The sequence below is a fragment of the Delftia sp. WY8 genome (assembly GCF_018437695.1).
GTDB classification, from domain to species: domain Bacteria; phylum Pseudomonadota; class Gammaproteobacteria; order Burkholderiales; family Burkholderiaceae_C; genus Comamonas; species Comamonas tsuruhatensis.
On sequence record NZ_CP049795.1, the window covers coordinates 4998886 to 5011906 of the forward strand.

Annotated in this window: 10 protein-coding genes; 4 read left to right on the forward strand and 6 right to left on the reverse strand. The window is 66.2% G+C overall.

Annotation, left to right across the window (positions count from 1 at the left end; genetic code table 11):
• Positions 1 to 92 precede the first annotated feature (92 nt).
• Together G4D77_RS22985 and G4D77_RS22990 are read right to left on the reverse strand one after the other, a co-directional pair.
• Positions 93 to 2162 carry a sensor histidine kinase gene (locus G4D77_RS22985; protein ID WP_154833647.1) on the reverse strand — a complete coding sequence of 690 codons (2070 nt, stop codon included), beginning with the start codon at positions 2160 to 2162 and terminating at the stop codon, positions 93 to 95.
• On the reverse strand, positions 2150 to 4129 hold the full coding sequence (locus G4D77_RS22990; RefSeq protein WP_046238072.1) for a sensor histidine kinase: 1980 nt from the start codon (positions 4127 to 4129) through the stop codon (positions 2150 to 2152). Before G4D77_RS22990 ends, G4D77_RS22985 begins: the two co-directional genes overlap by 13 nt.
• A gap of 168 nt (positions 4130 to 4297) precedes the next feature.
• Between G4D77_RS22990 and G4D77_RS22995 the strand changes: the two genes are divergently transcribed.
• The 3 genes from G4D77_RS22995 (at position 4298) to G4D77_RS23005 (ending at position 8737) form a co-directional block, all read left to right on the forward strand.
• Complete coding sequence (locus G4D77_RS22995; RefSeq protein WP_016445751.1) at positions 4298 to 4999, forward strand: response regulator transcription factor; 702 nt, start codon at positions 4298 to 4300, stop codon at positions 4997 to 4999.
• A gap of 407 nt (positions 5000 to 5406) precedes the next feature.
• Positions 5407 to 7665, forward strand: coding sequence for an IPTL-CTERM sorting domain-containing protein (locus G4D77_RS23000; RefSeq protein ID WP_227740913.1), 2259 nt, complete (start codon positions 5407 to 5409; stop codon positions 7663 to 7665).
• Between the two features lie 124 nt (positions 7666 to 7789).
• A complete protein-coding gene (locus G4D77_RS23005) occupies positions 7790 to 8737 on the forward strand; it encodes a bestrophin family protein (protein WP_046238074.1) in 948 nt (315 codons plus the stop codon).
• A 113-nt stretch (positions 8738 to 8850) separates the two neighbouring features.
• Here G4D77_RS23005 and G4D77_RS23010 read toward each other — a convergent pair whose 3' ends face one another.
• The 3 genes from G4D77_RS23010 to G4D77_RS23020 form a co-directional block, all read right to left on the reverse strand.
• Positions 8851 to 9966 (reverse strand): acyl-CoA dehydrogenase family protein, encoded by a 1116-nt coding sequence (locus G4D77_RS23010; RefSeq protein WP_154833649.1) that lies wholly within the window; start codon positions 9964 to 9966, stop codon positions 8851 to 8853.
• A gap of 69 nt (positions 9967 to 10035) precedes the next feature.
• Positions 10036 to 11217 (reverse strand): acyl-CoA dehydrogenase family protein, encoded by a 1182-nt coding sequence (locus G4D77_RS23015; protein WP_017405188.1) that lies wholly within the window; start codon positions 11215 to 11217, stop codon positions 10036 to 10038.
• Between the two features lie 109 nt (positions 11218 to 11326).
• On the reverse strand, positions 11327 to 12007 hold the full coding sequence (locus G4D77_RS23020) for a YceH family protein (protein ID WP_016445756.1): 681 nt from the start codon (positions 12005 to 12007) through the stop codon (positions 11327 to 11329).
• Positions 12008 to 12103: 96 nt separating this feature from the next.
• Between G4D77_RS23020 and purN the strand changes: the two genes are divergently transcribed.
• The gene (gene purN, locus G4D77_RS23025; RefSeq protein ID WP_034364124.1) at positions 12104 to 12682 is read left to right on the forward strand and encodes a phosphoribosylglycinamide formyltransferase; all 579 of its coding nucleotides are present in this window, start codon (positions 12104 to 12106) and stop codon (positions 12680 to 12682) included.
• Positions 12683 to 12689: 7 nt separating this feature from the next.
• Here purN and G4D77_RS23030 read toward each other — a convergent pair whose 3' ends face one another.
• The gene (locus tag G4D77_RS23030; RefSeq protein WP_016445758.1) at positions 12690 to 12962 is read right to left on the reverse strand and encodes a DUF1653 domain-containing protein; all 273 of its coding nucleotides are present in this window, start codon (positions 12960 to 12962) and stop codon (positions 12690 to 12692) included.
• Between the last annotated feature and the right edge of the window lie 59 nt (positions 12963 to 13021).

Below are 13021 nucleotides of genomic sequence, written 5' to 3' on the forward strand. Positions count from 1 at the left end.
CAGGATGAGGCGGGCCTTGATGGCGGCAAATGCCGACAGGCCACGCCAGTGGCGAACTTTTCATTATCGTGGATTCTTCGCTGCATCATGTTTCAAGTCGCTGTCTGCAAGGTTTTGGACTGCGCAGCGGCAGCGGGATGCGGCGGCAGCGTGAGCGTGAAGCTCGTGCCGCCCTCCGGTGAAGGTGCCGCCTGTATGTCGCCGCCATGCAGTCGCGCAATGCGTCGGGCGACCCACAGGCCCAGGCCGAAGCCGCGGGCCTGGTCGGAGCGGTGGCCGCGCTCGAAGCGCTCGAAGATGCGCAGCGCCAGCTCGGGCGCCAGGCCTGGGCCCTGGTCGCTGACGGTGAGCTCCAGCTGACCACGGTCGTCGGTGCGCGCACGCACGGTGATTTCTCCGGCCTTGGCGTACTTCACGGCGTTGTCCACGAGGTTGGACAGTGCGATGCGGATGAGCGTGGAGTCGCACTCCCAGATGGCGGGCGCCTGCGCGCTGTCCAGGCGCAGACGGTGGCGGCGAGACCAGTGCACGAGCTGCGCGGCATCATCGACCAGCTCCATGACGGGAGCGCGGTGCAACTGCAGCCTGAAGGCGGGAGCGTCCAGGCGGTCGCTGATCAGGCAGTTGTCCACCAGGGCCGTGAGGCGTCTGCAGGCGCGCCGGATCTGGGCGGCGCGTTCGAGCTGGGAGTCGATGTCGGGGGAGGGAAAGGAAAGTTGCTCGGTGGCGGCACTGTCCACCACGGCCAGCGGCGTGCGGAACTCATGGTTGACCATGTTGAAGAACTGCCGCTGCTCCAGTCGCAGCGTGCGTTCGCTGTGCAGCGCCGCCTGCAGCGCGTTCTGCGCCCGCAGCAGCTCGGCCGTGCGCAGCCGCACGCGCTCTTCCAGCGCATGCTCGGATTTGGCCAGGGATTCGAGCAGTTGTGCCTGGCGTGCCATGGAGTCCCGGAATTTATGGATCAGGCTGGCGCCGACGGCCACGGTGATCACGATGTTGACCAGCAAGGTGTTGAGCTGCCAGAAAACGCTGGTCTCTATGGTGGGCAGGCTGGCAAGGCCCACATAGGCTGCCGTCACATACAGTCCCATGAGCCCGTACATGGTGCTGGGAACGACCATCAGCACATGGACCAGGCTGGCACGATCGCGCAGCAGATTGCTCCATGCGACCACCGCAAACAGCGCGCTGATGGCCCAGGGCGCGCCGACCCCTATCCAGGCCCAGTCCTGGTAGCGGCCGAGCGGGATGCTTGGCAGGCACAGCAACGGGATGATTCCCAGGGCGAGCAGGGCCCGGTCCATGCGCCGCCAGCGTGTGTCGCGGGTCAGCAGCTCGCGCATCTGCCAGGCCAGGGCGGCGGGAAGCATCAGGGTGCCAAGGCTGACGCACAGATGGCCCCAGTGCGCCAGATGGTCGGGCAGCCAGATCTGCAGGTAGCCCCGGTCGCTGGCGCCGTGTATCAGTACGGCGATGGCTGCCACGGCCATGGCGGCCAGTTTGCGCAACCGCAAGGCCAGGGCTGCCCCGATGATCAGCAGGGCCAGCATGAGGTTGATGCCCTGGTGGATGCCCGATGCCCATTCCACGGCCGAGAACTGCGTCATCAGACCGCTGCTGCGCCAGATCGTGGCGTCCAGCTGCATGGGGCTTGAGGTCTGCACGCGCAGGATGAAGGGCTGGTCCGTGTACAGCGGAAACACGAGCTGGCGCACATGGACCCGTGGTTCGCCGGTTGCCGTATCGCCGCTGCTGCGCATGCGCCAGGCGCCGTCCATGTACTGGTACAGCGCGACCTGGTCCAGGTAGCTGGGCAGGATCTCCAGCCACAGAGGGTCCTGCTCGGGGTCGATCTTCCCGGCCGCGATATAGGGAGCCTGCACCTTGAGCCAATACACATCGCGCGTGTAGCCCTTGTTCAGCGGTGTGTCGAGCGCGGTGAAGTCCGTATCGGGCAGGGCTGCCACCTGGTCGATGGTGAGGCTGCCCTGCGCATCGACAAGCGCCAGCATGGGCAGGTCCGTGCCCAGCTGCAGGCGCTTGGCTGGAAGGGACTGCCAGGCCGGACTGAGGATGAAGCAGACCACCAGCACCAGCGAAAACACCAGCCAGCCCGGCAGCGCCAGACGGTTCAGGACACGCAGCAGGCTCAGGATACGCATGGCGAGGCGGGCTGTGTTGCAGCTGTAGCAAGGCCGCTGTCTTCGGGAATGCTGCAGGGCAGCGTCAGCGTGAAGCAGGTGCCTCCGCCCGCAGCTGGCGTGACCTGCACATCGCCGCCATGCATCTGGGCCACGCGCCGGGCCACCCACAGGCCCAGGCCGAAGCCTCGGGTCTGGTCCGAGCGCTCTCCGCGCTCGTGCAGCTCGAAGATGCGCTGCGCCAGCTCGGGCGCCAGGCCAGGGCCTTCGTCGCTGACGGTGAGCTCCAGCTGGCCCTGCCCGTCCAGGCGGGCACACACGGCGATTTCGCCGGCCTGGGCATATTTCACGGCGTTGTCCACGAGGTTGGACAGGGCGATGCGCACCAGCGTGGGATCGCACTGCCAGGAGGCGGGGATGCCGGCAGTCTCCAGCCTCAGATGATGGCGGCGCGACCAGTGCACGAGCTGTACGGCATCGTCGATCAGGTCCGTCACCGGAACCCGGTCGAGCTGCAGCCGGAACGCAGGCGCGTCCAGGCGGTCGCTGACCAGGCAGTTGTCCACCAGGGCCGTGAGGCGCCTGCAGGCACGCCGGATCTGGGCGGCCCGCTCCAGTTGGGAGTCGATGTCGGTGGACGGAAAGGTCAACTGCTCCGTGGCCGCGCTGTCCACCACGGACAGCGGCGTGCGGAATTCATGGTTGACCATGTTGAAGAACTGGCGCTGCTCCAGCCGCAGGGTGCGTTCGCCGTGCAGCGCGGCCTGCAGCGCGTTCTGTGCATGCAGCAGCTCGGCCGTGCGTGTGCGTACCCGGCCTTCGAGCGCGTGCTCGGAGCGGGCCAGTGACTCCACCAGTTGCGCCTGCCTGTCCATGGAGTTCTGGAATTTCTCGACCAGGCTGGCGCCCACGGCAATGATGATGAGGATGTACAGCAGCAGCGATTCCAGTTGCCAGTACATGCCGGCTTCGATGTCGGAGGACACCAGCCCCGTGAACGCTGCAGCCACGTGGATGCCCATGACCGCATGCAGCGTGTAGGGAATCAGCACCAGCAGGTTGACGATGCTGGGGCCCTGGCGGAGCAGGTTCTTCCAGGCCACCAGAGCGCTCAGCATGCTGGCCATCCAGGGGACGCTGACTCCTAGCCAGGCCCATTGCGTGTAGTGCCCCATGGGAATGCTGAGCAAGGCCAGCAGCGGCGCCAAGGTCAGCAGCACCAGCATGCGGTCGATGCGGCGCCAGATCGTGCCGCGCGTCAAGGTCTCGCGTGCCTGCCAGGCAAAGGCGGCAGGCAGCAGGAAGACGCCCACGCTCACCCAGATATCCGCATGCGGCGCCCAGGGCTCGGGCAGCCACAGCTGGGCATAGCCGCGCACATTGGCGTTGTGGGTCAGAACCACGAACGCCAGCAGCGTCATGGCCATCAGGCTGCGCATGCGAAGGGCCAGGGCTGCGCCGGCGATCAGCAAGGTCAGCACCAGGTTCACGCCCTGGTGCACCCCCGAGGCCCACTCCACGCTGGACAGCCAGGCCATCAGCCCCGTGCTGCGCCAGACCGTGGCGTACAGCTGCATGGCGCTGCTGGTCTCGATGCGCAGCACAAAGGGCTGGCCGGCGCGCAGTGGAAACACCAGCTGGCGCACATGGATGCGCTGGGCCATGGGCACCGTGTCGCCGCTTTCGCGTGCCTGCCACAGGTCATTCGCCTGCTGGTAGAGCGTGACCCTGTCCAGATAGGTGGGCGTGATCTCCAGCCACAGCGGATCATTGCCGGCCAGCGCACTGGCGGGTGCGAGGGCAGGCATGGCAACCCTCACCCAGTAAGCCTGGCGGGTATAGCCCTCGTTCAGAGGCGTGCGCCGGGTTTCGAAGGCATCATCGGGCAGGGCCGCGACCTGTTCAATGGTCATGCTGCGGCCCGCATCGGCAAGCACCTGCATCGGCAGGTCCTTGCCCAGACGCAGTCCCTTGTCAGGGGGAGACATGGTTGCCGGGCTCAGCACGAAAAATGCGAGCAGCCCGAGCGATACCGTGATCCATGCAATAAAAGTAAATTTTTGTGTGTTTCTCTGAACTGTGAGCATTCGAGAGTGTTCGTGCATGGCGGCGGACGTTCAACCCAATGAAAATCCGCGCACCAATAGGCAAACATCATGCAGCAGACACTAGAGCCATCGATCGAGTTCACCGTCGCCGTCGTAGAGGACGATGAGGATATTCGTATCAATGTGTGTCGATTTTTAACAAAGTCTGGCCTGCATGCCTGGGGCACGGATTCTGCAGAAGACTTCTACATAAAGCTACTGCGCGAAAAGGCAGATCTGGTCGTCGTCGACCTGGGTCTGCCCGGCGAGGACGGGCTGAGCCTGGTCAAGCGCCTGGCCGAGCAGGAGATCCCCGTGGTGGTGCTCACGGCACGCGGCGATCTGGACAGCCGCATTGCCGGCCTCAATGCCGGCGCGCTGCAGTACTTCGTCAAGCCCACCGACATGAACGAGCTGGTGGCCGGCATCCGCTCCCAGCTTCGCCGCAACACCGGTCAGCCGGGCAGGGCGTCCGCCCCATTCCTGACCTGGCGCCTTGACCCCCTGTCGGCCTGCATGGTCGCACCCAACCACCAGATCATTGCCCTGACCAGCCGTGAGCTGGAATTGCTCGGCTGCCTGATGGCAACCCCCGGGACCATGGTGTCCAAGCAGACCCTGATCGAGGCCATGGGCTATGCCGATGTGGATGACGGTTTTCACCGCATCGAATCGCAGCTGACGCGGCTTCGCCGCAAGACCCTGGATATCTCCGGGCTGGCCCTGCCGGTGAGGGCCGTGTTCGGCCGAGGGCTGGTGTTCGTGCCTTAGGCGCCTTTTTCTTCTCCATTTCAGCTTTTTGAACCGCAGCCGTCCGGGCATGCGGAAGGGATTCGTTCGCCCATTTTTTTGCTGCAAAAGCGCGTGCGCGTGCTTGGGCGGCTTGGTGCGGGCGGCGTGCGCAGGCGGGCGGCGTGGGCCGTCGGAGTTTTCAACCGTGATCAAACACACATGAAGAGAGGAATGGTATGGCGAGACAGAGTTTGCATATCCGGCCCACAGGGCCGCGCATGAAGGCCTGGAGGCAGGCCAGAAGTCTGGTTGCAGCTGGCACCCTGGCAATGGTGGGTGCAGTTGCGCAGGCGGCATTTCTGAATGGGGACTTCGAGGCAGGGGACCTGACTGGCTGGACCCCCCAGGCCTGGACCAACAATGGCACCCAGGCCAATCCGAAGCGCTTGAGCGAGTTGCGCCTGCAGCCACCTGGCACCAAGTCCCATCTGGTCGAAATCGCCAGCGGCTCGGAAGGCGCTGCAGACGAAGTCCTGTTCCGGGGTGACGCCGGCCAGTCCGCCCTCAAACTGACTTTGGCAGGCTCCCACTCTGCCCGCATCAACCTCAAGGCGAACAGCGCTACCCCAGCCAGCAACGTGATACCTCGGTCCAGCAAGGTCACGGGGGGACTCGCCGGCTGGACCCAGCAGGTCAATACGGCAAGTTCCATCACCCAAGAAGTGACGCTGACTGCGGATGACATCGACCAGGACGGCAAGATCCACATCCGATTTGTCGCGGCGCCCGTGCTTGAGTACGCCAGCAATCACGGAGGCGAGGATCGCCCCTACTTTGCCATCTCGCTGGTCAAGACCTATGACGCCCAGACCGCCACGGATCTGACGGGCTCACCCCAGGAGTTGTTCTTCAAATACCACTACGGCGGCGAGCCGGGAGCACCCTGGAAGACCTTTACCGACAAGGGCGGTGCCATCCAGAACTACACCGACCCCCAGGCCTACGATGTCGCTCCTGGCAATGCCTACCTGCGGGTAGGCGACAAGGTCAGGCTGCAGGCCGTGGCCTCGGCCTGCAGTGCCGGTGGCCACGCAGGCCATCTGTACGTTGACAACTTCGGCACGACCCTGCCCAAGACCCTGTGGATCAGCGCGTCCGGGCCTGTCAGCGCGCCCAAAGCGGACGGCACGGAGATCACCTACACCTATACCTACACGAACAACGGCAGCACCCCGGTGAACAACGTGAAGGTCACGCCCGCGATGCCCGTGGGCACGGATGCGGGCATCAGTCCGACCACGTTCGTGTCGCTGGCCGGCGACGGCGGCGCTTGCACGGCCCCGGCCGTGGGCAGTTCAGATCCTGCCCAGTGCGACTTTGGGACCCTGGCTCCCGGGCAGTCGGGCACGTTCACGATGACCGTGAAGGTTCCTGCGGGCACGCCGTCAGACCAGATCAACAACGGCAACTACACCATCGGAGGCGACCTGACCTCGACCCTGCTCGGTGCCATGGTGCAGACCCAATTGCTGGCTCCCGCGGCGAGCAGCGACATGGTGCCTGAGGTCTCCGGACTCCCGCCCACCGCCGTGGTCGGCGTGCCCTACACCGGCAGCTTCTCCTGCAAGAACGATGGTGCAGCCAGCGCAGGCCAGGCCATCTGCGATGCCTCCGGTCTGCCCCCTGGCGTGACGGCAGGCCAATGCACGATAGACGGCACGGCCTGGATGCAGCCCGCCGTGGTGCCTGCGGGCAAGACGGTGGTCTGCCAGGTCTCCGGCACACCGACGGGTCCAGGCGGCAGCTCGACGGTCACGGTGACCACGGGCGGCGACAACGATCTGACCCCGGGCAACAACACGGCCACGTCGAACATCGCGGTCACCACAACGCCGGACATGCAGATCAATCTGAGCGGACTGCCCTCCACCTCGCCGCTGAACATTCCCTATAGCGGCAGCTTCACCTGCAGCAACCAGGGCCTGGCCAACGCCGTGAGCGGCACCTCCTGCGCCGTCACCGGCCTGCCGGCTGGCGTGACGCAAGGCGCATGCTCCATCAGCCCCGGCAATGCCGCGTGGGTGGCGGGCAATGCGGTGCCGGTGGGAGCCACGGTCACCTGCCAGGTGAGCGGTACGCCCACAGCCGCAGGTTCGTCCACGGTCACGGGCACCACGGGCGCAACGGATGATTCGAATGCGGCAAACAACACCGCGACCATGAATGTGTCCACCGTTGCAGTGCCCGACATGGGCGTCGATCTGAGCGGCCTGCCGACCGCGTTCACTGCCGGCACGCCCTACAGCGGCAGTTTTGTCTGCAAGAACCAGGGCTCGGCCGATGCATCGGCAGGCACCTCGTGCGCAGTCACGGGACTGCCGCCTGGCGTCAGCCAGGGCGCTTGCCGCATCAGCCCCTCCAATGCAGCCTGGTCCGCAGGGGATGCCGTGCCTGCGGGCGCCAGCGTGACCTGCACGGTCAGCGGAACGCCCAGCTCCGTGGGGGCGGTGGCACTGACGGGCAGCACCGGTGCGACCGGAGATGCCAACCCGGCCAACAACACGGCTTCCCGCGCGGTGGCCGTGGCCGTATCGCCCGCCTCCATCCCCACCCTCTCCGAATGGGGCCTGATCCTGATGTCCGTCTTGATGGGCATCATGGGCTGGGGCATGGTGCGCCGCCGCCGCCGCTTCAACGCGCTGTGACCGGCAACCGGTCGTGACGCAGGGCGCCCTTCGGGGCGCCTTTTTTTTGGTTCGGAGCATGGCCGCAGCCCATTGACATGCTCAATATGTGATCGAATAAGGGTTTATACCTATCATTCGCCCCATGATCGTCCGTGATCGCCCCGCCGGCCTCAGGCTGTTTCTGATTTTGCGGGGCTCGGTGCTCCAGCGCATCCAGGTCACGCTGCTCGTGAACATCGTGTTTGCCGCCATCATCACCCTGGTGCACGGCAATCTCTTCGACGTGAAGATCACGGTGACGCCCATCCCCTTCACGCTGATCGGCCTGCCGCTGGCCATCTTCCTGGGGTTTCGCAACAACACCGCCTACGACCGCTACTGGGAAGGACGCAAGCTCTGGGGAGAGATGGTGATCTGCGCGCGCACGCTGGCGCGCCAGTGCCAGAGCCTGATTGCGCTGGACACGGTGCCCGATCCCCGGCGCCGCGACAGCGACGTGCGCGTGCGCATGGTGCACCGGGCTGTTGCCTTCGCGCATTCGCTGCGGTCCCAGCTGCGGGGCCTGCACAACGATGCCGAAGCCGGCCGCTGGCTCGTGGACAGGGAATGGCGCCAAATCCAGGCCCTGCCGCTGGAGCAGCGCTGCGACGCACTGATGATGTCCATGGGGCATGACCTGGCGCAGTGTGTGCGCCGTGGCGAGATGGAGCCCTGCCTGGCCGCGTCCATGGACAAGACCTTCACACGCATGACGGCCGCTGCCGCCTCGTGCGAGCGCATACGCAACACGCCCATGCCGTTCTCGTATGCGCTGCTGCTGCACCGCACGGCCTATATGTACTGCTTTCTGCTGCCGTTCGGCCTGGTGGACACGACCGGGTTCATGACGCCCTTTGTCGTGGCCATCGTGGCCTACACCTTCTATGGGCTCGACGCCCTTGGCGATGAACTCGAAGAGCCCTTTGGCCTGGAGAGCAACGACCTGCCGCTGGACACCATCTGCCGCTCCATCGAGATCAGCCTGGGCCGCACGCTGGGCGAGACGGATCTGCCCGCGCCGCTCAGGCCCGAGGGCTACAGGCTGACCTGAGGCGGCGGGCAAGCATGGGAAAAAGCAAAGGCCCATGAAAAGCCCATGAAAAGCCCATGAAAAAGCCCCGCAGTTTCCTGCGGGGCCTGGTGGTCTGAAGCGGGACCCGAGGCTCAGGCAAACACGCCGGCCGTGTCCTGCATCTTCCCGGACACGATGCCCAGATGGTGCAGCGTGTCCCCACCCGTCATCTCCATCTGCGTCAGGCGCTTGAAGTAGTGGCTGCCTGCGTACTCGTCGGTCACGCCGATGCCGCCGTGCAGCTGCACCGACTGCTGGCCCACATAGCGCAGCGACTGGCCCAGCTGGACCTTGGCGCGCGCGATGGCCACGTGGCGCTCGGCCTCGGGCGTGTTCATCTTGAGGCTGGCGTAGTAGCTCATGGAGCGGGCCAGCTCCAGCTGCATCTTCATGTCCGCCACGCGGTGGCGCAGGGCCTGGAAGCTGGCGATCACCGTGTTGAACTGCTTGCGCTGGTTCATGTACTCGGTGGTGAGCTTCAGTGTCTGCTCCATGGCGCCCACGCCTTCGGCGCACAGGGCGGCGTTGGCCACGTCCTGGGCCAGCGTCAGGGCGGCCAGGCCATCGGTCGTCACCAGCGTGGCGGGGGTCGTCTGGCAGCGCAGCTCGGCGGCGCGGCTGCCATCCTGGGTCCGGTAGCCCTGGGTGCTGACGCCGCTGGCGCTGCGTTCCACCAGGAAGAGGGCGATCTTGCCGTCCAGCTGGGCCGGCACCAGGAAGGCATCGGCCGCGTCGCCTGCGGGCACCACGCTCTTGGTGGCATCCACCGTGTAGCCGCCGCCGCTCTTGCCGGCCGTGGCCGCGCAGACGTCGAGCCGGTAACGGGCCTGGCGCTCCTGGTGTGCCAGCACGACCAGGGCCTCGCCGCTGGCCACGCGCGGCAGCCACTGGCCGGCCACGGTGGCGTCGGCATGCTGGCCGAGCACGCTGGATGCCACGAAGGCCTGTGCCAGCGGCTCCATCACCAGGCCGCGGCCCAGCTCTTCCATCACCACCATCACGTCGGTGGCGCCCTGGCCCAGGCCGCCGTGCTCCTCGGGCACGGTCAGTGCCGTCAGGCCCAGTTCGGCCAGCTCGCCCCAGGCCTCGCGCGAGAAGCCGCCCGCCTCGACGATGGAGCGGCGGCGCTCGAAGGTGTAGCCCTTGTCCACCCAGCGGCGCACCGCGTCGCGCAGTTGCTGCTGGTCATCCGAAAAATCAAAGTCCATTTTCTGTCTCCCGAAGCTGATCGAAGCGCGTCCGGCGCACTTCTGGGGTCAGCGAAACTCCAGCCAAAATCAGCCCAGCACCGTCTGAGCGACGATGTTTCTCTGGACCTCGTTGGAGCCGCCGTAGATCGTCGTCTTGCGCATGTTGAAATAGGTCGACGCCAGCGGCGCGTTGTCCGCCACGCCGCCGGGGAAGTCGCCCTGCCAGCCGGCTTCCATGGCTTCTTCGATGAAGGGCAGGCTGAAGGGGCCTGCGGCCAGCATCATCAGCTCGGAGTAGCGCTGCTGGATTTCACTGCCCTTGATCTTGAGCAGGCCGGCGATGTCCAGCGGGTTCTTGCCCGATTTCTCGGCCGACAGCACGCGCAGCACCAGCATCTCCAGCGCCACCACGTCGACTTCGAGCTTGGCGATCTCGTCGCGGAAACGCTGGTCCTCATAGACGCCTTCGGCCTTGGCGATGCGCTTGAGGCGTTCCAGCTCGCGCTTGGCGCGGTTCACGTCGGCGATGTTGGTACGCTCGTGGCTGAGCAGGTGCTTGGCGTAGGTCCAGCCCTTGTTCTCCTCGCCGATCAGGTTCTCGGCCGGCACTTCCACATTGTCGAAGAAGACCTCGTTGACCTCGCACTCGCCGTCCAGCAGCTTGATCGGGCGCACGGTCACGCCAGGGCTCTTCATGTCCACCAGCAGGAAGCTGATGCCGGTCTGGGGCTTGCCCTCGTTGCTGGTGCGCACCAGGCAGAAGATCCATTCGCCGTACTGGCCCAGCGTGGTCCAGGTCTTCTGGCCGTTGACGATGTACTTGTCGCCCACGCGCTCGGCGCGGGTCTTGACGCTGGCCAGGTCCGAGCCCGAGCCCGGCTCCGAGTAGCCCTGGCTCCACCACACTTCGCCGCTGGCAATGCCGGGCAGAAAGCGCTGCTGCTGCTCGGGCGTGCCGTAGGCCATGATCACGGGCGCCACCATCACGGGGCCGAAGGGAATGATGCGCGGCGCGCAGGCCAGGGCACATTCCTCCTCGAACAGGTGCTTTTGCACGGCGTTCCAGCCGGGTCCGCCGAACTGCTTGGGCCAGCCGTAGCCCAGCCAGCCTTTCTTGCCAAGAATCTTGGCCCAGTTCTGCAGGTCGTCGCGCGTCAGGCGCAGCGAATGGCGCACCTTGTGCGCGATGTCCTGGGGCAGGTTGGCCCGCACCCAGGCGCGGACTTCCTCGCGAAAGGACTGTTCTTCAGGGGTAAATGCCAGGTCCATGGACTGTGTCTCCTTCAATCCCGGCTTTTGTAGCACGCGCGTTCTTTTTTGAACTGTCCAGGGCGTGACAACCTATGGCAATCCCTGATGGCTTCACGGCCGCCGGATATCAGGCAGGCTGATCGGGTTCTTCCAGTCCTAGCTGGGCGTAGACATGTGCCAGACGTGCCTGCAGCTGGCGTACCTGGGCTTCCAGATCGACCACGCGCTGGGCCAGGGCATCGCCGCGTGCGCCTGCTGCCGCAGGGGCCGAGGCGATCGCGTTCACGTCCACGGGGCCGCACAGCAGGTGGGCCCAGCGTTGTTCGCGCGCGCCGGGCGCGCGGGGCAGCAGGACGACCAGCGGGCCGCCTTTTTCCTCGCTGCGCTCGCGCAGCTCTTCCAGGAAGGCTTCGACCGAGGAGATGTCGGCAAAGCGGTGCCAGCGCTCGGAGTTGATGCGCAGCTCGCCAGCCGTCTGCGGGCCGCGCAGCATCAGCAGGGACAGCAGCACGGCGCTCTGGTCGGGCACACCCACGCCGCGCGGGAAGTTGTGTTCCCAGCGCGTGGCGCGTGCGCTGCTGATCTGCACGGACATGGTGCGCAGGCGCAGGCTGTCCAGCGCTTCCTGGGCTTCGCCCTCGCTGACTTCCATCACCGGATCGCGGCTGCTTTTCTGGTTACAGCCCGTCACCAGTGCGTTGAGCGTGAGCGGGTAGCTGTCGGGCACGGTACGCGCCTTCTCCATCAGGGTGGCCAGCACGCGGGCTTCGACGGCGGTCAAGGGGGTGGAGCGGGGATCGAATGGCATGGGTCTGAGGGCAAGAGGTGACAAGGCCCGGCAGGGCCATGGGCCTTGCCGGGGCTGGCGCAGGCCGCGCGGCCCGCGGTGCGACAATCGCCGCCCATGAAAAATATCGTGATCCTGATCTCGGGCGGCGGCTCGAACATGGCTGCCATTGTGCGTGCTTCGCAGCAACAGGACTGGGCGCGGCGTTATGGCGCCCGCGTGGCCGCCGTGGTCAGCAACAAGGCCGAGGCTTCGGGCCTGGTTTTCGCGCGCGAGCAGGGCATTTCCACCGAGGTGCTGGACCACCGCCCGTTCCCCAGCCGCGAGGCCTTCGACGCCGAGCTGGCCCAGGTGATCGACCGGCACGCGCCCGCGCTGGTCGTGCTTGCCGGCTTCATGCGCATCCTCACGCCGGGCTTCGTTGCGCATTACGAAGGTCGCATGATCAACATCCACCCCTCGCTGCTGCCCGCCTTCACGGGCCTGCACACGCACCAGCGGGCCATCGATGCAGGCTGCCGCTTCGCCGGCTGCACCGTGCACCGCGTGACGGCCGAGCTGGATGTGGGGCCCATCCTGGAGCAGGCCGTGGTGCCCGTGCTGCCCGGCGACACGGCCCAGGCACTGGCCGCGCGCGTGCTGGTGCAGGAGCACATCATCTACCCGCGCGCCGTGGCGCAGTTGATGCGGGGCTAGGGTCTGCTCACAGGCCTTCGCTCTGAAAGGCCTGCTGCTCCACTTCGGGGCAGCGTGCAAAGCGGGGCTGCTCCACGCCGTTGATGACCACGGTTTCGTTGAACATGGCGGCCGGCCGCACCCACAGGCCGCGCTCGCCGTAGAGCGCGCGGTACAGGGTCATGGACTCGCGCGTTTCGCTGTGGCGCACGGTGGCAAGCACCTCGTAGGGAGCGCCCTTGTAGTGGCGGTACAGGCCCGGGGGCGTGGCAATCAGAGGGGGCAGGTCGTCATCGGTCATGGGGCGCCATGGTAGCCGTGCCAGCCCGGCGTTGCTCCGGGTTCCGACCTGCGCCCCTC